The following is a 19,550-nucleotide window of genomic DNA, read 5'->3' on the forward strand; positions in this document are numbered from 1 at the left end:
ACGATGAAAGTATTAGTTATTGGCAACGGTGGGCGTGAGCACGCCCTGGCCTGGAAAGCAGTACAGTCGCCAAACGTCGAGACCGTTTTTGTTGCCCCAGGCAACGCGGGCACCGCGCTGGAGCCTGCACTGCAAAACGTGGCTATCGGCGTCACCGATATCCCGGCACTGCTGGCCTTTGCCCAGAGCGAGAAAATTGATCTGACCATTGTTGGCCCGGAAGCGCCGCTGGTCATTGGTGTGGTCGACGCCTTCCGCGCCGCCGGTCTGAAAATCTTTGGCCCAACCGAAGGTGCCGCGCAGCTTGAAGGATCAAAAGCCTTCACCAAAGATTTCCTCGCCCGCCACCAGATCCCCACGGCCGAGTACCAGAACTTCACCGAAATCGAACCCGCGCTGGCTTACCTGCGCGAGAAAGGCGCACCGATCGTCATCAAGGCCGACGGCCTGGCTGCCGGTAAAGGTGTTATCGTGGCGATGACGCTTGAAGAAGCCGAAGCCGCCGTTCACGACATGCTGGCTGGCAATGCCTTTGGCGATGCAGGTCACCGTATCGTGATCGAAGAGTTCCTCGACGGTGAAGAGGCAAGCTTCATTGTGATGGTCGACGGCGAGCACGTGCTGCCAATGGCCACCAGCCAGGATCACAAACGCGTGGGTAATGGCGACACCGGCCCGAACACCGGCGGAATGGGCGCATATTCCCCGGCGCCAGTTGTGACCGATGAAGTTCATCAGCGCACCATGGAACGCATCATCTGGCCAACCGTAAAAGGCATGGCGGCGGAAGGTAACACCTACACCGGCTTTCTGTATGCGGGTCTGATGATCGACAAACAGGGCAACCCGAAAGTTATCGAGTTCAACTGCCGCTTTGGCGATCCGGAAACTCAGCCGATCATGCTGCGCATGAAATCGGACCTGGTGGATCTGTGCCTCGCCGCCTGTAACGGTAAGCTGGATGAAAAGACTTCCGAGTGGGATGAACGCGCAGCATTAGGCGTAGTGATCGCCGCAGGCGGTTATCCAGCCGATTACCGTACCGGAGACGTTATCCACGGCCTGCCGCTGGAAGAAGCGTTAGACGGCAAAGTATTCCACGCCGGGACTAAACTTGCCGACGACGACCGCGTACTGACAAACGGCGGTCGCGTCCTTTGCTCTACCGCGCTGGGTCATACCGTTGCCGAAGCACAGCAGCGCGCTTACGCGTTAATGACCGATATTCACTGGGACGGCAGCTTTAGCCGTAACGATATCGGCTGGCGCGCCATCGAGCGTGAGCAAAACTAACGGTTGAGTGTGGCCAACGGCGTTTGGCGCATTATATCTAATTAACGGGTGGCTTCATTTTTGTTGCCGCCCGTTTTTTTGTCGCCGTGAGTTGGCCTTAGAAGGTTTTCTCCGTCGGCTGCCAGGTACAGTAGTCCTGATTCGCCACCAGCAGGAGCTGCGAGCCTTCAGGCGCTTCCAGCCAGGCGATACTCACCTCTACGCGAGAACGGCTCTGGCGACTGGCGATATGCCCCAGGGCGCGGGAGTCAAAATCAGGTTTGACCGTGTCCCCTTCACAGGTTGTCACGCTCTGGTCCGCATGCCAGCGTCCCTGACGCAACACAACCTTCCCCAGGCGCAGTGCGTCGCTGGTCTGGCGGATCTGCTCAGCGCGATAGCGATAAAGCGCCACCTGGTCGCTGGAGAGCTGCTGTTTGTGCCCATCAACCTCACGTTGCATAAAGCTCAACTCGCCGTTGCTATCAAAACGGGCGCGGATATGTTCCGGAGGTTTACTGTAGATATTCAGTTCAATCAGTTGCAGCCTATCACCCTGCCAGCGGTACTCACTGGTTGAGGTGCTGCCACTGTGCCACGGGCTGAAGGCGGTCAGCAGGCGCGTCTCGCCACCGCTATCTTTACGCCAGATGCGCACAGCACCTTGCGTGTCAGCATAGCCGCTGGCGGTAAAAGGGGGTAATGCGTTGTTATGACTACAAGCTGTCAGCAACAGTATGCCTGCCAGCCCCGATAAACGACGCCAGATAAACGAAAGGGGCGAAACCGCCCCTTCTTTAAAACTGTTCACTGCCACGCAATCTTACTTAACTGCGTCTTTCAGAGCTTTGCCTGAAACAAATGCCGGCACGTTAGCTGCGGCGATTTTGATTTCGTTACCGGTCTGTGGGTTACGGCCGGTACGCTCAGCGCGGTGGTTCACTTTGAAGGTACCGAAACCAACCAGTTGTACAGCTTCACCTTCTTTCAGAGACTCAGTAATAGCAGCCAGGTGAATCGCCACGGATAATCTAGACACTTCCTAGCCGTTGATAATACTGGTTTTCATATTCTGTCGGTGACATCTGATCGCTGGAACCATGCCGACGCTTACTGTTATAAAACATTTCGATGTAATCAAAAATATCGCTGCGGGCTTCTTCCCGCGTTCCGTAGCTCTTTTTCTTTATCCGTTCGCGTTTCAACAACTGGAAAAAGCTTTCTGCAACCGCATTATCATGGCAGTTACCGCGACGGCTCATGCTGCCCTCCAGGCCGTGTGATTTCAGGAACGACTGCCACTCATGGCTTGTGTACTGACTGCCCTGATCCGAATGAACCAGCACCTGTTTTTGGGGATTACGGCGCCATACAGCCATCAGCAGTGCGTTCAGGACAATGTCCTTTGTCATCCGGGATTGCATGGACCAGCCGATAATTTTGCGTGAGAACAGATCAACAACCACGGCAAGATACAGCCAGCCTTCGTGGGTCCTGATGTAGGTTATGTCCGTTACCCAACGCTTATCCGGAGCATCCGGATTGAACTGTCGCTGGAGCCTGTTGGGCGACACGATACTGGGCTCGCCTTTACGTGCCCGCGGGCTCCGGTATCCGACCTGAGCCTTTATCCCGACACGTTTCATCAGTCGCCAGACTCTGTTCACTCCGCACTGTTGCCCGCTGTCCCGCAGATCCAGATGGATTTTGCGATAACCATAGACGCATCCCGATTCCAGCCAGAACTGTTTAATCTGTCCTGTCAGTCTCAGGTCTGCCTGATGGCGTTGTGAATGCGGCTGCTGAAGCCAGGCGTAAAAACCACTGGGATGAACATCCAGCACCCGACAGAGCAGGCGAACAGGCCAGCAACAGGTGTTGTCACGGATAAAGGCGTACCTCAGTCGGACAGCTTTGCGAAGTACGCCGCGGCTTTTTTTAATATGTCCCGTTCGTCGGTAACCCGCTTCAGCTCTTTCTGGAGACGGCGGATCTCGGCCTGAGCATCTGACTGTTCTTTATTAGCGGAAGAATCCGGACCGTACTTCTTTATCCAGGCGTAAAGGCTGTGGGTGGTGATATCGAGACGTGTTGCAACGCTGGCAACAGAATAACCGCGATCAACAACCTGTTTGACTGCTTCAGTTTTAAACTCTTCGGGATAACGCTTACCGCTCATGGGCACCTCTCTTTAAGCCATCTTAAATGACTCTGAGGTGTCTGTTAAACCCGTGGCGATTCAAGGGTGGATTCCAGTGCAGCTTTAGCCTGGGTTTTAGACAGTTCAGCCTTGTCCGCAATTACATCAATCAGTTGAGTCTTGTTCATAAGTTATCCTTACAATGTGTTTATCGCTTGCTAAGCATCGAGTGCGACGGAAATGCCAAAAAAGCACCCACCTGCATACACGCACCGATAGCCACTTTTTTTCGCCCTCCAAATGTAGACCAGACGGGGGGCAGATGTGAAGCCTTCAGGCGTGACAATTCAGGCGGTAAATCACGTTTTATTGTCTCATTGCTGAAAATTTATACCAATATTGCTCTCACCGGCTTCCCGGAGGTCTGCACGCAGTCCTTTAATCAGTTCAAGGTCCCGTTCTTCACACTCGGCTAAAAGACGGAAAATCTCCCACTGAATGTCCCATTCTTGCTCGACGGCAGGGTTCAATCTCAGCTCTTCATCGGTCATTTCTTGACCTGCCTGAGTCATTTCCAACATCGCTACAGTGGTAATGGAACACTTACTGACTTCGATAGCGTGCTCGAGCGTTTCGCCACTCAAACGAGAATGAATTAATTCACTCAACGCGACGCAAGCATCGATTGCCGGATAGACGCCGTACAAATCATAGTCGTCGGCTACCGGAATCGCCTCTTCAAACTTTTCCAGCTGGCTGTCGAAATTGATTTTGGCATCTTTGACCGTTAACGATTCCCAAACCAAATCGAGAATGCGGCGATAAATTTGTCCATCACCAAATTCCGTCTGCTTACAAAACATGGCGTAGTTCGGGTACATGCGTTCGCACAGGCAAGCCATAAAAGTGACGTGCTGCCAGCTTTCCAGCTTCTCCAGACGCAGATGAATCGGATTTTGTAACATGATGAGTTCTCAAATACGGAAATTAACCGCAGTTTACCCGATATGGGGCGCTTTTGCTGCAAGGCGCGTAAAAGCCGGTCGCCCTGATGCCACGGCATCTGCCCAGCGGGTGGGTTCAGGCAGGCGATAACCGTTCATACAGCGCTGTACCCATGTCAGGGCGCTATCCAGACTTACCCGATGTCCCGTCGAAATAAATAACGGGTTACAACGTACTTTGCTGCGCCAGACCCATGCTAATTGCTCACCTTTGTCCAGCAACGGTGCCAATGCGCCGGGCTCTGCGGCAAGCGGCTCAAATTTGCCACAGAGCCGCTTTTTCGCCACACCAATCGTTGGGACGTCCACCAGCAGACCAAAATGGCTGGCAACACCAAGCCGACGGGGGTGGGAAATACCGTGACCATCAACAAACAGCAGGTCGGGCTTATGCGATAGCTGCTGCCATGCCGCCATCAGCGCAGGGGTTTCACGAAAAGAGAGGAAGCCGGGAATGTACGGCATGGTGGTGGCGACACGCGCCACCTGATACTCGACCAACTCCAGCGAAGGATACGATAACAACACCATCGCCGCTCGCGTCACTTCACCGCCCTGCTCGAAACCGACATCCGCCCCGCCGATCAGATCCGGCGGATCGTTATCAAGGCGATCCTCAAGGATCACCGAGGAGGCCAGTTCAAGCTGCTGCGCGCGTAGTGCCGCGAGGTCCATATTCATTCCTTAGCGATGATATTGCGCCGACAGACGGTGTACAGCCTCCACAAAGACGCCCGCATGTTCCGGCGGCACATCCTGATGGATACCGTGACCGAGGTTAAAGACATGCCCTTCGCCCTGGCCGAAGCCTGCAAGAATCGTCGAGACTTCCTCTTCGATACGCGGTGCCGGTGCGTACAGCATGGACGGGTCCATGTTGCCCTGCAACGCAACCTTGTGGCCGACACGACGGCGCGCATCGGCGATATCAACAGTCCAGTCGAGGCCCAACGCATCACAGCCGGTTTCCGCCATCGCCTCCAGCCACTGTCCGCCACCTTTGGTGAACAGCGTGACCGGCACGCGACGACCCTCGTTTTCACGCAACAGGCCATCGACAATTTTGTGCATGTAGTACAAAGAGAACTGCTGGTAATCGCGACCAGTCAGCACGCCGCCCCAGGTGTCGAAAATCATCACCGACTGTGCGCCCGCTTTAATCTGCGCGTTGAGGTACAGCGTGACGCTCTGCGCCAGCTTATCGAGCAGCAGATGCAGCGATTTCGGATCGGCATACATCATCTTTTTAATGACGGTAAAGGCTTTGCTGCTGCCACCTTCAACCATATAGGTCGCCAGCGTCCACGGGCTACCGGAGAAGCCAATCAGCGGCACTTCACCTTTCAGTTCACGGCGGATGGTACGCACCGCGTTCATGACATAGCCCAGTTCGCCTTCCGGGTCTGGAATTGGCAGTTTTTCAACGTCAGCTTTACTGGTGATTGGCGAGGTAAAGCGCGGGCCTTCCCCGGTTTCAAAATAGAGTCCCAGCCCCATGGCATCCGGAATAGTCAGGATATCGGAGAAGAGGATCGCCGCATCAAGCGGGTAGCGGCGCAGCGGCTGCAGCGTGACCTCACAGGCCAGCTCCGCATTTTTACACAGCGACATAAAGTCGCCCGCCTGAGCCCGGGTAGCCTTATACTCTGGCAAATAACGGCCAGCCTGACGCATCATCCATACCGGAGTGACATCAACGGGTTGGCGCAACAGCGCACGCAGATAACGATCGTTCTTCAGTTCGGTCATTTTACATTCCTTTAGCGTTGATGCGCCCAGTGTAACATGTCACTCATACTCGGCCCGACACATTGCCACGGTATCTTCTATCAGACGGCGTGCCACAGTACCCGGTGGCGGAAGCAGCGGTAAATCGTCATAGCGATACCAGTTTGCCGTCAACAGTTCTTTCGGGTCGATAACAATCTCACCGCTATCGTATTCCGCCATATAGGCAGTCATCAGCGATTGTGGGAACGGCCATGGCTGTGAAGTGACGTAGCGTAGGTTCTTCACCTTGATACCACTCTCTTCCATGACCTCACGCGCCACAGCCTGTTCCAGCGTTTCACCCACTTCGACAAAACCTGCCAGCACGGTATGTACACCGTTACGGTGGCGAACATGCTGAGCCAGCAAAATAGAATCATCACGCCGAATCGCAACAATAATGCACGGCGCAATTTGCGGATAGTAGCGTTCGCGGCAGTGGCTACAGAGCATCGCCCATTCGGTTTTGCTCGGATGCATGGTGTGACCGCAGTAACCGCAGAATTTGTGTGAGCGGTAAAACTCTGTCAGTTGTACGCCACGCCCAGCAAGCTGGAACAGCCCCACATCCTGATCGAGCACTTGCCGTACCGATCCCATATCGTGACGACGGTGTTGCTGTACTAGCCAGACCGGCAGGCCTTCCCATTCACCAATTTGCTGTGCGGGTAGCCCCACAAGATCGAAATTTACCGCTTCGCCGCAGGGCAATTCCCCACCGGGCAGCCATAATTTTTGTTCGTGGCTGACGATCCACCAACCGCGATCCCATTTTTCAATTATACGATCCATATCTCTTGCGCAACCTTTGCTTCACAGGCATGTTGTTAACATTATTATTACATAACGACGTGAGCAGATTTTAACCTTACCGATGCGGGGTCAACCTATGTTAAACCAGTTAGAAAGTCTAAAAGAGCGTATTCATGGACACCACAAACTGGTCGACCGCTGGCTGAATATTCGTAAGCACCTGCTCGTGGCGTACTACGATTTGGTTGGCCTTAAGCCTGGCAAAGAATCGTTTATGCGGCTAAATGAAAAAGCGCTCGATAACTTTTGCCAGCGACTGGTCGACTACCTGTCTGCCGGTCATTTCAGTATTTATGAACGCATTATCCATAAAATGGAAGGCGAGAGTCCGCTTTTAAACGCCACCAAAATCTGGCCGCAGCTAGATGCTAATACCCAACAGATTATGGATTTCTATGATTCGACGCTGGAAAACGCCATCGACCAGGATAACGTGAATGAATTTCAGCAGGCGCTTTCTGATATCGGTGAAGCGCTTGAGGCACGTTTCCGGCTGGAAGATCAGCTGATCATGCTGGCCTTTAAGACGCTTAACGAAGGCGAATTCAAACGCCCGGCTTGAGATTTGCTGTATTAACGCGTAGTTTACAATCATTACCTCTGGTTATCAGAGGTTGCTTCTTGTCGGAGTGCCCAGTGCGCAAGCACGGGCTGAGACCGTTAATTCGGGATCCGCGGAACCTGATCAGGTTAAGACCTGCGAAGGGAACAAGAGTTAATCTTCAGTTGCATCGCCCATGGGCGATCTTCCCTCTTGCTTCATCCGTCGTCTGACAAGCCATCTCCTTACTTTTTCTGGAATGAGCTATGTCTGTCACAACTAAACCATCCCGCCGCGAACAGCGCGCCCAAGCCCAACACTTTATCGACACCCTGGAAGGGACCGCCTTTCCTAACTCAAAACGTATTTATATCACCGGCTCACAGCCGGATATCCGTATTCCGATGCGCGAAATCCAACTCAGCCCAACGCTCATTGGCGGCAGCAAAGATACCCCACAGTTCGAAGAGAACGAAGCCGTGCCGGTTTATGACACCTCTGGCCCGTATGGCGATCCTGATGTGGCGATTAACGTCCAGCAGGGTCTGGCAAAACTGCGCCAGCCATGGATTACCGCGCGTAACGATAGTGAAGAGTTAGATGACCGTAGCTCGGCCTACACCAAAGAGCGTCTGGCCGATGATGGCCTTGATGAACTGCGTTTTACCGGGTTACTCACGCCAAAACGTGCCAAATCTGGACACTGCGTCACCCAATTGCACTATGCCCGCCAGGGAATTGTCACCCCAGAGATGGAGTTTATCGCCGTACGCGAAAACATGGGTCGTGAGCGTATTCGCAGCGAAGTGTTACGCCACCAGCATCCGGGGATGAGCTTTGGCGCCAGCCTGCCGGAAAATATCACGCCAGAATTCGTGCGTGATGAAGTCGCCGCCGGACGCGCCATCATCCCCGCCAACATCAACCACCCGGAATCGGAACCGATGATCATCGGACGTAACTTCCTGGTGAAGGTCAACGCCAACATCGGCAACTCCGCAGTCACCTCCTCCATCGAAGAAGAAGTGGAAAAACTGGTGTGGTCCACCCGCTGGGGCGCGGATACGGTGATGGATCTGTCCACCGGTCGCTATATTCACGAAACCCGCGAATGGATCCTGCGAAACAGCCCGGTGCCGATCGGTACCGTACCGATCTACCAGGCGCTGGAGAAGGTCAACGGGATCGCCGAAGATCTCACCTGGGAAGCGTTCCGCGACACGCTGCTGGAGCAGGCCGAGCAGGGCGTCGACTATTTTACTATCCACGCGGGTGTGCTGCTGCGCTATGTGCCGATGACCGCTAAACGCCTGACCGGAATTGTCTCGCGCGGCGGTTCCATCATGGCGAAATGGTGCCTCTCCCATCACAAAGAAAACTTCTTGTTCGAGCACTTCCGCGAAATCTGTGAAATCTGTGCCGCCTATGACGTTTCCCTATCATTGGGCGACGGCCTGCGTCCAGGCTCTATTCAGGATGCCAACGATGAAGCCCAGTTCTCTGAGCTGCATACGCTGGGCGATCTGACCAAAATTGCCTGGGAATATGACGTGCAGGTGATGATTGAAGGCCCGGGCCACGTGCCGATGCAGATGATTAAGCGCAACATGACCGAAGAGCTGGAGCACTGCCACGAAGCGCCGTTCTACACCTTAGGGCCGTTGACCACCGATATTGCGCCGGGTTATGACCACTTCACCTCCGGCATTGGTGCGGCGATGATTGGCTGGTTCGGATGCGCGATGCTGTGCTACGTGACGCCAAAAGAGCACCTCGGCCTGCCGAACAAAGAAGATGTGAAACAGGGGCTGATTACCTACAAGATCGCCGCGCACGCCGCCGATTTAGCCAAAGGCCATCCGGGCGCGCAGATCCGCGACAACGCCATGTCAAAAGCGCGCTTTGAATTCCGCTGGGAAGACCAGTTTAACCTGGCACTCGACCCATTCACCGCCCGCGCTTATCACGATGAAACTCTGCCGCAAGAGTCCGGTAAAGTTGCCCACTTCTGCTCAATGTGTGGGCCAAAATTCTGCTCGATGAAAATCAGCCAGGAAGTGCGCGACTACGCTGCCGCACAAACCATTGAAGTGGGGATGGCGGATATGTCGGAGAACTTCCGCGCCAAAGGCGGTGAAATCTACCTGAAAAAGGAGGAAGCCTGATGTATCAGCCTGAATTCCCAACGGTACCTTTTCGCTTAGGGTTATATCCGGTCGTTGACAGCGTGCTGTGGATTGAACGCCTGCTGTCGGTGGGCGTGCGCACGATTCAGCTACGCATCAAAGATATGCGTGATGAGGATGTTGAAGCCGACGTGATTGCCGCCATTGAACTGGGGCGTCGCTATGACGCCCGCCTGTTTATCAATGACTACTGGCAACTGGCGATTAAGCATAGCGCTTACGGCGTACATCTTGGTCAGGAAGACCTTGAAACCACCGACCTGAAGGCCATTCAGGCGGCTGGATTACGCCTTGGGGTTTCCACCCACGATGATATGGAGATCGATGTCGCACTCACCGCTCGCCCCTCTTATATCGCCCTGGGGCACGTCTTCCCGACACAAACCAAGCAGATGCCTTCATCACCCCAGGGGCTGACGCAACTGGCAAGCCATATTGAACGACTCGCCGACTACCCTACCGTCGCTATTGGCGGCATCAGCCTTGCGCGGGCACCGGCTGTGCTGGCGACCGGCGTGGGCAGCATTGCGGTGGTCAGCGCCATCACGCAGGCCGCTGACTGGCGCGATGCCACATCACAACTGCTAACTATCGCGGGAGCGGGCGATGAATGATCGTGATTTTATGCGCTACAGTCGCCAGATTTTACTGGGTGATATCGCGATAGAAGGACAGCAAAAGTTGCTTGGCAGCCACGTGCTGATTGTCGGTTTGGGTGGATTAGGATCCCCAGCCGCGCTGTATCTGGCAGGCGCCGGGGTGGGCACGTTAACACTCGCCGACGATGACGATGTGCATCTGAGTAACCTACAGCGGCAAATCCTTTTCACGACCGATGACGTCGCCCGACCGAAATCTCAGGTCACCCGGCAGCGGCTATCCCGGCTTAACCCGGATATTGAACTGGTCGCGCTTGGGCAGCGTCTAGCGGGAGATGCTCTTAGGCATTCCGTAGCACGTGCCGATGTCGTCCTCGACTGTACCGACAACATGGCAACGCGCCAGGCGATTAACGCCGCCTGTGTGGCATTGGATACACCGCTTATCACCGCCAGCGCCGTCGGTTTTGGCGGCCAGTTGATGGTCCTGACGCCGCCGTGGGAGCAAGGTTGTTATCGCTGCTTATGGCCAGACGACGTGGAGCCAGAGCGTAACTGTCGCACCGCAGGCATTGTCGGCCCGGTCGTCGGCATCATGGGGACGTTGCAGGCGCTGGAAGCCATCAAACTGCTCAGCGGTATTGAGAGTCCTCGTGGAGAATTACGCTTGTTTGACGGCAGGACCAACCAATGGCGCGGCCTGGCGTTACGACGCGCCCGCGGTTGCCCAGTGTGCGGAGGGCGACATGCAGATTCAGTTTAATGATGAGCTTATCCAGTACGCCGAGGGACAAAACGTCAGCGCGCTGTTGGCTGAGCTTCATCAACTCAAACCGGGGACAGCGCTGGCATTGAATCAACAGATCCTGCCGCGTGAGCAATGGGAACAGCAAATCGTGCAGGAAGGCGACCAAATCCTGCTTTTTCAAGTTATTGCAGGAGGTTGATATGTTACGTATAGCCGACAAAACGTTTGATTCACATCTGTTCACCGGCACCGGGAAATTTGCCTCATCACAACTGATGGTGGAGGCGATTCGCGCCTCCGGCAGCCAACTGGTGACGCTGGCGATGAAGCGCGTGGATTTACGCCAGCACAGTGACGCTATTCTGGCACCGTTGGTTGAAGCGGGGGTGACACTGCTGCCCAATACATCCGGCGCGAAAACGGCAGAAGAAGCTATCTTCGCGGCACAGCTAGCGCGTGAAGCGCTGGGCACGCACTGGCTCAAGTTAGAAATTCATCCCGATGCCCGCTGGTTGTTGCCAGACCCCATCGAAACGCTGAAAGCTGCCGAAGCGCTGGTGAAGCAGGGTTTTGTGGTCCTGCCCTACTGCGGCGCTGACCCGGTGCTGTGCAAGCGGCTGGAAGAAGTGGGCTGCGCGGCGGTGATGCCTCTCGGTGCGCCCATTGGTTCGAATCAGGGATTGGAAACCCGGACAATGCTGGACATTATTATTCAGCAGGCCACCGTACCGGTAGTGGTGGATGCAGGGATCGGCGTACCCAGCCATGCCACGCAGGCGCTGGAAATGGGTGCCGACGCGGTGCTGGTCAACACGGCGATTGCCGTGGCGGACGACCCGGTAATGATGGCGACGGCGTTCCGGCTGGCGGTTGACGCGGGCCTGCTAGCACGCCAGGCGGTGCCGGGCGCACGTAGCGCGCAGGCAAACGCCACCAGCCCATTAACCGGATTCCTGGAGGCCTTAGTATGAAAACGTTCAGCGATCGCTGGCGACAACTGGAATGGGACGATATCCGTTTGCGTATTAACAGCAAAACGGCCGCCGATGTCGAACTGGCGCTCAACGCCACGCAGCTCAGCCGCGACGATCTTATGGCGTTGCTCTCCCCGACAGCCGCCGACTATCTTGAGCCCTTAGCACAGCGGGCGCAAAAGTTGACCCGCCAGCGTTTTGGCAACACGGTCAGTTTTTACGTTCCGCTGTATCTGTCGAATCTGTGCGCGAACGACTGCACCTACTGCGGCTTCTCCATGAGTAATCGCATCAAGCGTAAGACGCTGGATGAAGGCGAAATCAGCCGTGAATGTGAAGCGATTCGGGCATTGGGTTTTGAACATTTGCTGCTGGTCACCGGCGAGCATCAGGCAAAAGTCGGCATGGATTACTTCCGTCGCCACCTGCCGGATATTCGCCGTCAGTTTGCTTCGTTACATATGGAAGTGCAGCCGCTGGACACCAAGGAATATGCCGAGTTAAAAACGCTGGGGCTCGATGGGGTGATGGTATATCAAGAGACCTATCACGAAGGAATGTACGCGCAGCACCATCTCAAAGGGAAAAAGCAGGATTTCTTCTGGCGTCTTGATACCCCTGACCGTTTGGGTCATGCGGGCATTGATAAAATCGGTCTCGGTGCGCTGATTGGTCTGTCGGATAGCTGGCGGGTCGACTGCTTTATGGTCGCCGAGCATCTGCTGTGGCTACAGCAACATTACTGGCAGAGCCGCTATTCAATCTCGTTTCCGCGTTTGCGTCCGTGCGCAGGAGGGATTGAACCCGCTTCATTGATGGATGAACGGCAGTTGGTGCAGGTTATCTGCGCTTTCCGCCTATTCTCACCAGACACTGAGCTGTCACTGTCTACCCGTGAGTCACCCTATTTCCGCGACCACGTCATTCCTCTGGCCATCAACAACGTCAGCGCCTTCTCAAAAACACAGCCTGGAGGTTATGCCGACAACCACCCTGAGCTTGAACAATTTTCCCCACACGACGGACGTACGCCGGTTGAAGTCGCCAGCGCGCTGACGGCGCGTGGACTACAACCGGTGTGGAAGGATTGGGACAACTGGTTGGGACGCGCCTCGCAACGCTAAAGCAAACTGTGCAATGCAGATAAACAGGCTGGATAGTGCCTCGCAGCAATAAAAAGTGAGGATTGTCCGGGAGAATGATCTTCCTTACGCTGCTTTGGTCGGCTAATCGCGCTGACCAGGGCAGCGTTTCTTCCTCTGTTGCCCTGCCCAATTTCAATGGATGAAAGATTTATATCAATAGGACTTTTCGAGTGATTTAATCTAAAGATGCAGATTAAATACTCATATTGTTTCCGATAAAGTATAATTTAACTGTATATAAAATATTCATGGCTTTTCCGGTGGACTATAATTTTTCAAGAAAAGCGATGCACAAATTGCAGCCCTGACTCTCTCCGACTTTCTGCAATTTTTCCCAGGACTGGAAACCCGTATGAAGCCTCAAAACAAAAGTCTGTCGTTTACGACCCCTATTTTTATTAGCTTTGCGGGCATTATCTTCTGTTTTGTACTCATCGCAGCACTCGTCACCGTTATTCAGCGAAATGACATTATCAATGCCTATCATGGTATTAATCGCAATTTTGCCCATAATCTCGCGGTCAACTACACCGAGTCCATCCTGCACGAAAATGATTATATTTTGGGCCGTGCGGTGACCTATTTATCGCGCAATGATGAACTTGATAATGTGGTGAACAAGGATCCGGATAAAGGGCTGCAATCGATGATGCAGTTGCTGTCGATGATGCCAACGGTATCATCGCTCTCTATTGCTGATAGCGAGGGCCATTATCTTCGTGCGCCACAGGTTATTGAACGCGCCAATGCCCCGGTATTTGACGCCACCAGCCGCCCATGGTTTGTTCATCAAGGCGATGCCGGGATCTTCAGTCGTTATACCCAGCCTTACATCGACTTCTACACCCACCAGCAAACCGTCACGCTGGCAAAACCGGTTATCTCTGCCGAAGGTAAGCTAAAAGGTACGCTGGCATTTCACTTCGACTTAACCGCGATGAGCCATACGCTGCGCCAGATGAAACCACCCGTCCAGGGTGAATTTTTTGTGGTGAATCGCAAGGGCCAGGCTTTACTCCATCCCGATAGCGGCAAGCTCTTTCAGACGGTGCTCTCAGACAAATTACTCACTAATATGACCGCGGGCGACGGAGAGATTTTCGATAAATCAAGCCGCACCTGGTACTACTACTATTCATTCACCAATCCCGACTGGTTTGTTATTTATAAAGTTTCAGGTAAAACGCTGAGCCAACTCGCTCAACATGAAAGCATTATCGCCAGTTGGGGATTTGCACTGGCAGGAATTATCATCATCACCTTCGGTTTGTACCTGCGCCAGGCTTCTCGAGCCATTCTGATGAACATCATCAACGCGATTAAAACCGGTGACACCCAGAATGCACCGGGGCTTGAAGTGATGCTGCACAAAGCGATTGAGGTGAATAAAGAGCGTGAGCGTGCTTATGTCAGGCAGGCGACGGTGGACTCGCTCACCGGATGCAAAAACCGTTGGGCATTCGACACTGATATCACTGAGTTAATGAACAATCATCAACCCTTTGCTCTGGCGCTGGTCGATATCGATAACTTTAAATCAATTAACGATACCTGGGGCCATCTCAGTGGCGACATCGTGCTACGCAATGTGGCCCGCGAAGGTATCGCCATCCTACAAGCGCACGGGCTTTCGCTGTATCGCTATGGTGGCGAAGAGTTTGCGATTATCTTCACCGCGGAGGTGGTTGAAGAGGCGCAAACCTTACTTGAAGAATGGCGGATGAACGTCGCCAGTCGGACATGGCGTGAAGAGGGACTCAGCGTTACTTTCAGCGCCGGGCTTGGCGAATGGCATATGGAAACACTGGAACATCTGGTTTCCAGCGTTGATGAGGCACTCTATAAAGCCAAACGTCAGGGAAAAAATCGTATCTTGCGCACCTCGCACACCTAAGTCATACCTCCACACACATAAAACCCGCAATACGGTTTTTATGTGTGTCATGCACTAAAAATGTAACCGGTTTCAGTTTTTTGAATCGATCTTTGTGATGCCTTACACACAATCGCTGTAAAGCGGTTGTTGATCGTTTCAGCTCGCGATAAACATGAGTTATCACGGGTCATGAGGGAGCATTTATGAAGAATATCGTTTTATGCTGCGCTGCAGGAATGTCCACCAGTATGCTGGTTCAACGCATGAAGGACGCCGCTCAGAAAAAAGGCATCGAGGTCTCAATTAAAGCCGTACCGGTGGCCGAATTTAAAGCAAATATCAACGATGCAGATATCGTCCTGCTCGGGCCGCAGGTTAAGTATGAGCAAGCTAAGTTACAGGCTCTGGCTGATCCTATGGGCAAAAAAGTCGCCGTCATCGACATGATGGACTACGGCATGATGAAAGGCGATGTCGTGCTTGAGAAAGCCCTTAAGTTAATGGAGTGAGGAAGACGTGGAAGATTTAGAATCAATCATCATGGAACTGCTGGTGAATGCGGGTGCCGCACGTAGCTCAGCATTAACCGCGTTGCAGCTTGCTCGCAAAGGTGACTTTGAAGGTGCAGGAAAAGCGATGGAAGAATCTCGTGAGTTTGTGAAACAGGCTCATGGTATCCAGACCCAGCTCATCGGCCTTGATGAAGGTACTGGCAAATTACCGGTTAACCTGATTACCGTTCACTCTCAGGACCACCTGATGAATGCGATGGTGATTCAGGATCTGGCGACCGACATGATTGAACTGTATCGTCGTATTCCTCTGGTCAGCTAATCACGCTGCCATAAGAATGCACAAGGCACCCAATCGGGTGCCTTTAACTTTCGCGCCTGACAGCTATCGTTTTTGACGGTGGCTACGGTAAGTGTCCAATACCACGGCAACCACAATGACTGCCCCCGTAATCACACGTTTTGTTGGTTCACTTGCGCCAATTTGCGCCAGCCCAGCCGCCAAAACTGAAATGATCAGCGCCCCCAGAAACGTACAGATAACCGAACCCCTGCCCCCCATCAAGCTGGTACCGCCAATGACGACCGCCGCAATGACTTGTAATTCCATTCCAACACCACCGTTGGGATCGGCCGCTTCCAGACGTGCCACCTGAAACAATGAAGCCAGCCCGGCCAATGCGCCCATGAGTGCAAAGACGATCACTTTATACGGCGCAGGATTAATACCCGATAATCGTACCGCCTCTTCGTTCGTGCCAATTCCAATTAAATGACGACCAAAAATCGTGCGCGTCAGCACCAGATGTCCGGCAATAATCACTAAGATGGCGATAACAAATGACGGTGAAATGCCGAAAACAATCGGGTCGGCCAGAAAATCAAAGCTCGAACCGATATAGGCAGTACGCGAATCCGTCAGCTGATACGCACTACCGCGGGCCATCTCCAGCATCCCCAAAGAGACAATAAACGTTGGAATACGCCAGATAACCGAGATAAGCCCGGTCAGTGAGCCCACAAATGTTGCCGCCACAATACCTGACAACGCCGCCAGCCATGGCGACCAGTGCAGATTGAGATAGGTGACGCTCACTACCGCCGCTGACAGCGCCAGAACCGAGCCCACCGACAGATCAATACCGGCAATAATCAATACAAACGTCATTCCTACCGACATCACCATCAGGTCAGGGATTTGATTGGCGATAGTGCTAAAGGTATTCAGACTTAAAAAGTGATCGCTTAAGAATGAGAACAGGATAATCATCGCCAGCAACGCGCCAATTAATCCCAGATAACTGCTCAGAATGCGCCATGAAGCAGTGTGTCTTTTAACGGGTAGTGAAGTGTTACTCATCGTGTAAGTTCCCTGTGGCGTGTTGATAGCCAGAAAAAGCCGCGGCCAGAATCGCGTCCTGCGTCCAGCTATCACGGGTAAAGGTCTTCACTAACTTGCCGGCAGACAGTACCGCGATACGGTCACAAATCAGCATCAGTTCTCTGAGATCGCTGGAGACAACGATTAGCCCCTTGCCGCTCTGCGTCAATTCATTAAGCAGCAGATAAATGTCTCTCTTTGCACCAACATCAATACCGCGTGTCGGTTCATCAAAAAGGATGATGTCGCAATTACGCTCCAGCCAGCGGCTAATCAGCACCTTTTGCTGGTTACCACCGGATAGGCTATCCACAGCGAACTCGGCCCCGGCGGTACGGATCCCGAGCCGGGAGATATACTTCTGCGCCAGTTGCTGCTCCTGATGACCGTTGAGCCATGACAGGCGGCTAACCTTTTCGCTATTACCCAGTGAGGTGTTCGCCGCAACCGAATGGGGCAGCAACAAGCCCTCTCCTTTACGATCTTCCGTCACCAATGCAATGCGGTGAGCAATCGCCTCCGATGGCGAGCGAATGGTGACAGGTTTCAGCGGACAGCCCACCAGTAACTGCCCGCTGTCGATACGGTCTGCGCCAAAAATCGCCCGCATCAATTCGGTTCTTCCCGCCCCCACCAACCCACTGATACCCAGAACTTCGCCGCGATGTAAGGTCAAGGAGATATCCTGTAGCGCTTCGCCGCGGGTAAAATGCTCGACCTTCAGTATTGGGTCACCCTGACGTCGTGCACTGACGTCAAAAGTGCTGTCCAGATCGCGCCCCACCATCAGTGAAACCAGCTGATCGCTGCTATACCGTTTAATATCATCCGTGCAGACGACGTTACCATCACGTAGCACCGTAATATCATCCGCGATTTGCGCAAGCTCATCGAGGCGATGAGAGATATAGACCAGTGAGACACCACGTCGCTTAAAGAGCTGAATTTGTTCAAACAGCAGTTCAACTTCACGGCTGGTAAGCATGGCGGTGGGTTCATCAAGGATTAGAATTCGGCTGTCGCCAATGAGGTTGCGGGCAATTTCAATCATCTGCTGATGACCGATGCCAAGTTCTCCCACCAGCATATCCGGGTCAAGCGCCTGCAAACCGACCATCGACATCACAGGCAACGCCTGCTCCCGCAGCCGTTTACGGTTTATCCATCCGCCCCAGTTGGGTAATGTCTCAAGAAAGAGGTTCTCAGCAATCGTTAAGGTCGGTAGCAGATTCAGCTCCTGCATCACCATACGGATACCGAGCTTCTCCGCCTCTTTGCGGCTGGCCGGGGCATAAGGCTGCCCGAGGTAGGTCATTGTTCCGGTCGTTGGGGTAATCAGGCCGCCGATAATTTTAGACAGCGTACTTTTGCCGGCGCCGTTCTCCCCCGTAAGCGCCAGCACTTTTCCTGCATATAAGGTCAGATTGATATGGCTCAGCACCGGTTCATTGTAGGTTTTACCGATGCCGGACATTGACAGAATTTCTTGATAATCAGCCATTTTGCCCGTACCTGCTCTGTCGAATCCCTTTAAAATCCGGGGGATAACCCGCGTCCCCCGAAGAGTCAGATGCGCCTTACTGCTTCACAATCAGTTTCACCGGCGTCTCAACGCTACCGGAAAGTTCGCTCTGTTTTTTTCCCGCCTTTAACGCATCCAGCGCGGTATTAATGCCGAATACCGCCTGCTGAGAAGCAAACTGATCCGCCGTCGCCAGCACACGCCCGTCCTGCAACATAGGTTTAATCGCTTCGATATTGTCATAACCGACAACCTGCACCTGACCGCGTTTCCCCGCAGCGCGAATCGCCGAAACGGCCCCGAGGGCCATATTGTCGTTATCCGCCAGCAGCGCTTTAATATTCGGGTATTCACTCAACATGGCAGCAGCAATCGTGTTGGCGTTATTCATTTCCCATTGACCAGACTGAACGGAAACGACCTTCATTCCTCCGGCTGACATCGCATCCTGGAACCCCAGCGTACGCTGTTGGGAGTTAGTGGAAGTGGGAATACCTTCGATAATACCGACCTCATCACCCGCTTTCAGGTGCTTAGCCAGGTAATCGCCAATATCTTTTGCGCCTTTACGGTTATTCGGCCCAACAAACGGCACGTTCAACCCTTTGTCTTTTAACACCGCTGCATCGAACTGATTGTCGATGTTAATCACCAGGATCCCGGCATCAACCGCCTTTTTCACCACCGGTACCAACGCTTTTGAATCGGACGGTGCAATGATGATGGCATCGGCTTTGGCGACAATCATCTGCTCAACAATCTGGATCTGGCTAGAGGTGTCGGTTTCATTTTTAATGCCGTTTGAAACCAGATCGAACTTATCCGCATTTTGCTTTTGGTAATCTTTTGCGCCATTTTCCATGGTCAGGAAAAACTCATTGGCCAGTGATTTCATCACCAATGCAATTTTAGGTTTATGCGGTGCCGCATCAGCAGAATAGGCAGGGCTGATGATTGCAGCAGAGAGTGTCATGGCTGAAGCCGCACCAAGGAAATAAGAAAAAACTTTTTTATTCATGATGTTATCCATTTTCAGAGGTAGGGTAAGACGCTATACCCGATGCAGT

At 53.4% G+C, this 19,550-nt stretch carries 20 protein-coding genes, 2 pseudogenes and 1 riboswitch; of the genes and pseudogenes, 11 read left to right on the forward strand and 11 right to left on the reverse strand.

The window, feature by feature from the left end:
- Nucleotides 1-3: 3 nt before the first annotated feature.
- Nucleotides 4-1,293, forward strand: a complete 1,290-nt coding sequence (gene purD, locus U0026_RS21340) for a phosphoribosylamine--glycine ligase (protein WP_062779843.1) — start codon at nucleotides 4-6, stop codon at nucleotides 1,291-1,293.
- Nucleotides 1,294-1,390: 97 nt separating this feature from the next.
- On the opposite strand, the gene U0026_RS21345 is transcribed toward purD, so the two are convergent.
- From U0026_RS21345 to nudC, 8 genes and pseudogenes are all read right to left on the reverse strand, one after another.
- Complete coding sequence (locus tag U0026_RS21345; RefSeq protein ID WP_073971255.1) at nucleotides 1,391-2,083, reverse strand: DUF1481 domain-containing protein; 693 nt, start codon at nucleotides 2,081-2,083, stop codon at nucleotides 1,391-1,393.
- Between the two features lie 12 nt (nucleotides 2,084-2,095).
- Nucleotides 2,096-2,284, reverse strand: a pseudogene (locus U0026_RS21350) (HU family DNA-binding protein); the annotation flags it as partial.
- A 19-nt stretch (nucleotides 2,285-2,303) separates the two neighbouring features.
- A protein-coding gene (locus U0026_RS21355) for an IS3 family transposase (RefSeq protein ID WP_126440740.1) occupies nucleotides 2,304-3,451 on the reverse strand; the annotation gives its coding sequence in 2 pieces (ribosomal slippage) (nucleotides 2,304-3,214 and nucleotides 3,214-3,451; 1,149 coding nt in all).
- 62 nt (nucleotides 3,452-3,513) lie between these two features.
- Nucleotides 3,514-3,600 (reverse strand): annotated as a pseudogene (locus tag U0026_RS21360) (HU family DNA-binding protein); the annotation flags it as partial.
- Nucleotides 3,601-3,786: 186 nt separating this feature from the next.
- On the reverse strand, nucleotides 3,787-4,377 hold the full coding sequence (locus tag U0026_RS21365) for a YjaG family protein (RefSeq protein ID WP_062779347.1): 591 nt from the start codon (nucleotides 4,375-4,377) through the stop codon (nucleotides 3,787-3,789).
- 33 nt (nucleotides 4,378-4,410) lie between these two features.
- Nucleotides 4,411-5,091 carry a deoxyribonuclease V gene (gene nfi, locus U0026_RS21370; RefSeq protein ID WP_062779344.1) on the reverse strand — a complete coding sequence of 227 codons (681 nt, stop codon included), beginning with the start codon at nucleotides 5,089-5,091 and terminating at the stop codon, nucleotides 4,411-4,413.
- A 9-nt stretch (nucleotides 5,092-5,100) separates the two neighbouring features.
- The gene (gene hemE, locus U0026_RS21375; RefSeq protein WP_062779341.1) at nucleotides 5,101-6,165 is read right to left on the reverse strand and encodes a uroporphyrinogen decarboxylase; all 1,065 of its coding nucleotides are present in this window, start codon (nucleotides 6,163-6,165) and stop codon (nucleotides 5,101-5,103) included.
- Nucleotides 6,166-6,204: 39 nt separating this feature from the next.
- Nucleotides 6,205-6,978, reverse strand: coding sequence for an NAD(+) diphosphatase (gene nudC, locus U0026_RS21380; protein WP_062779338.1), 774 nt, complete (start codon nucleotides 6,976-6,978; stop codon nucleotides 6,205-6,207).
- 97 nt (nucleotides 6,979-7,075) lie between these two features.
- Between nudC and U0026_RS21385 the strand changes: the two genes are divergently transcribed.
- The 10 genes from U0026_RS21385 to U0026_RS21430 all read left to right on the forward strand — a co-directional run bounded on the left by U0026_RS21385 (nucleotide 7,076) and on the right by U0026_RS21430 (nucleotide 15,902).
- On the forward strand, nucleotides 7,076-7,561 hold the full coding sequence (locus U0026_RS21385) for an Rsd/AlgQ family anti-sigma factor (protein ID WP_062779335.1): 486 nt from the start codon (nucleotides 7,076-7,078) through the stop codon (nucleotides 7,559-7,561).
- A 53-nt stretch (nucleotides 7,562-7,614) separates the two neighbouring features.
- A riboswitch (TPP riboswitch) is annotated at nucleotides 7,615-7,724 on the forward strand.
- A gap of 82 nt (nucleotides 7,725-7,806) precedes the next feature.
- Nucleotides 7,807-9,705: a phosphomethylpyrimidine synthase ThiC gene (gene thiC / locus U0026_RS21390; protein WP_062779332.1), complete on the forward strand. Its 1,899-nt coding sequence runs from the start codon at nucleotides 7,807-7,809 to the stop codon at nucleotides 9,703-9,705.
- Nucleotides 9,705-10,340: a thiamine phosphate synthase gene (gene thiE / locus U0026_RS21395; RefSeq protein ID WP_062779329.1), complete on the forward strand. Its 636-nt coding sequence runs from the start codon at nucleotides 9,705-9,707 to the stop codon at nucleotides 10,338-10,340. The genes thiC and thiE overlap by 1 nt, the downstream gene beginning before the upstream one ends.
- Complete coding sequence (locus U0026_RS21400; protein WP_062779326.1) at nucleotides 10,333-11,088, forward strand: HesA/MoeB/ThiF family protein; 756 nt, start codon at nucleotides 10,333-10,335, stop codon at nucleotides 11,086-11,088. Before thiE ends, U0026_RS21400 begins: the two co-directional genes overlap by 8 nt.
- The gene (gene thiS, locus U0026_RS21405) at nucleotides 11,072-11,272 is read left to right on the forward strand and encodes a sulfur carrier protein ThiS (RefSeq protein ID WP_062779323.1); all 201 of its coding nucleotides are present in this window, start codon (nucleotides 11,072-11,074) and stop codon (nucleotides 11,270-11,272) included. Before U0026_RS21400 ends, thiS begins: the two co-directional genes overlap by 17 nt.
- A 1-nt stretch (nucleotide 11,273) precedes the next feature.
- Nucleotides 11,274-12,044, forward strand: coding sequence for a thiazole synthase (thiG, locus tag U0026_RS21410; RefSeq protein ID WP_062779320.1), 771 nt, complete (start codon nucleotides 11,274-11,276; stop codon nucleotides 12,042-12,044).
- Entirely contained in the window at nucleotides 12,041-13,171 is a 1,131-nt protein-coding gene (gene thiH, locus U0026_RS21415; RefSeq protein WP_062779317.1) for a 2-iminoacetate synthase ThiH, read from the forward strand. Before thiG ends, thiH begins: the two co-directional genes overlap by 4 nt.
- A gap of 373 nt (nucleotides 13,172-13,544) precedes the next feature.
- The gene (locus U0026_RS21420; protein ID WP_062779313.1) at nucleotides 13,545-15,086 is read left to right on the forward strand and encodes a sensor domain-containing diguanylate cyclase; all 1,542 of its coding nucleotides are present in this window, start codon (nucleotides 13,545-13,547) and stop codon (nucleotides 15,084-15,086) included.
- Between the two features lie 185 nt (nucleotides 15,087-15,271).
- The gene (locus U0026_RS21425) at nucleotides 15,272-15,577 is read left to right on the forward strand and encodes a PTS sugar transporter subunit IIB (protein ID WP_062779310.1); all 306 of its coding nucleotides are present in this window, start codon (nucleotides 15,272-15,274) and stop codon (nucleotides 15,575-15,577) included.
- Between the two features lie 7 nt (nucleotides 15,578-15,584).
- A complete protein-coding gene (locus U0026_RS21430) occupies nucleotides 15,585-15,902 on the forward strand; it encodes a PTS lactose/cellobiose transporter subunit IIA (protein ID WP_062779307.1) in 318 nt (105 codons plus the stop codon).
- 63 nt (nucleotides 15,903-15,965) lie between these two features.
- Here U0026_RS21430 and U0026_RS21435 read toward each other — a convergent pair whose 3' ends face one another.
- From U0026_RS21435 to U0026_RS21445, 3 genes are all read right to left on the reverse strand, one after another.
- Nucleotides 15,966-16,940 carry an ABC transporter permease gene (locus tag U0026_RS21435; RefSeq protein ID WP_062779306.1) on the reverse strand — a complete coding sequence of 325 codons (975 nt, stop codon included), beginning with the start codon at nucleotides 16,938-16,940 and terminating at the stop codon, nucleotides 15,966-15,968.
- The gene (locus tag U0026_RS21440) at nucleotides 16,933-18,462 is read right to left on the reverse strand and encodes a sugar ABC transporter ATP-binding protein (RefSeq protein ID WP_062779303.1); all 1,530 of its coding nucleotides are present in this window, start codon (nucleotides 18,460-18,462) and stop codon (nucleotides 16,933-16,935) included. The genes U0026_RS21435 and U0026_RS21440 overlap by 8 nt, the downstream gene beginning before the upstream one ends.
- Before the next feature lie 76 nt (nucleotides 18,463-18,538).
- Nucleotides 18,539-19,501, reverse strand: coding sequence for a sugar ABC transporter substrate-binding protein (locus U0026_RS21445; RefSeq protein ID WP_156484222.1), 963 nt, complete (start codon nucleotides 19,499-19,501; stop codon nucleotides 18,539-18,541).
- Between the last annotated feature and the right edge of the window lie 49 nt (nucleotides 19,502-19,550).

It is taken from the genome of Kluyvera intermedia, assembly GCF_034424175.1.
GTDB classification, from domain to species: Bacteria; Pseudomonadota; Gammaproteobacteria; order Enterobacterales; family Enterobacteriaceae; genus Kluyvera; species Kluyvera intermedia.

What these genes read in the sequence shown, in the direction of transcription:
- thiS (WP_062779323.1), top strand. Translation starts at nt 11,072, where the DNA reads ATGCAGATTCAGTTTAATGATGAGCTTATCCAGTACGCCGAGGGACAA.
- U0026_RS21425 (WP_062779310.1), top strand. Translation starts at nt 15,272, where the DNA reads ATGAAGAATATCGTTTTATGCTGCGCTGCAGGAATGTCCACCAGTATG.
- thiC (WP_062779332.1), top strand. Translation starts at nt 7,807, where the DNA reads ATGTCTGTCACAACTAAACCATCCCGCCGCGAACAGCGCGCCCAAGCC.
- U0026_RS21435 (WP_062779306.1), bottom strand. Translation starts at nt 16,940, where the DNA reads ATGAGTAACACTTCACTACCCGTTAAAAGACACACTGCTTCATGGCGC.
- hemE (WP_062779341.1), bottom strand. Translation starts at nt 6,165, where the DNA reads ATGACCGAACTGAAGAACGATCGTTATCTGCGTGCGCTGTTGCGCCAA.
- thiE (WP_062779329.1), top strand. Translation starts at nt 9,705, where the DNA reads ATGTATCAGCCTGAATTCCCAACGGTACCTTTTCGCTTAGGGTTATAT.
- thiG (WP_062779320.1), top strand. Translation starts at nt 11,274, where the DNA reads ATGTTACGTATAGCCGACAAAACGTTTGATTCACATCTGTTCACCGGC.
- U0026_RS21365 (WP_062779347.1), bottom strand. Translation starts at nt 4,377, where the DNA reads ATGTTACAAAATCCGATTCATCTGCGTCTGGAGAAGCTGGAAAGCTGG.
- U0026_RS21445 (WP_156484222.1), bottom strand. Translation starts at nt 19,501, where the DNA reads ATGAATAAAAAAGTTTTTTCTTATTTCCTTGGTGCGGCTTCAGCCATG.
- nudC (WP_062779338.1), bottom strand. Translation starts at nt 6,978, where the DNA reads ATGGATCGTATAATTGAAAAATGGGATCGCGGTTGGTGGATCGTCAGC.
- thiH (WP_062779317.1), top strand. Translation starts at nt 12,041, where the DNA reads ATGAAAACGTTCAGCGATCGCTGGCGACAACTGGAATGGGACGATATC.
- U0026_RS21420 (WP_062779313.1), top strand. Translation starts at nt 13,545, where the DNA reads ATGAAGCCTCAAAACAAAAGTCTGTCGTTTACGACCCCTATTTTTATT.
- nfi (WP_062779344.1), bottom strand. Translation starts at nt 5,091, where the DNA reads ATGGACCTCGCGGCACTACGCGCGCAGCAGCTTGAACTGGCCTCCTCG.
- purD (WP_062779843.1), top strand. Translation starts at nt 4, where the DNA reads ATGAAAGTATTAGTTATTGGCAACGGTGGGCGTGAGCACGCCCTGGCC.
- U0026_RS21440 (WP_062779303.1), bottom strand. Translation starts at nt 18,462, where the DNA reads ATGGCTGATTATCAAGAAATTCTGTCAATGTCCGGCATCGGTAAAACC.
- U0026_RS21385 (WP_062779335.1), top strand. Translation starts at nt 7,076, where the DNA reads ATGTTAAACCAGTTAGAAAGTCTAAAAGAGCGTATTCATGGACACCAC.
- U0026_RS21400 (WP_062779326.1), top strand. Translation starts at nt 10,333, where the DNA reads ATGAATGATCGTGATTTTATGCGCTACAGTCGCCAGATTTTACTGGGT.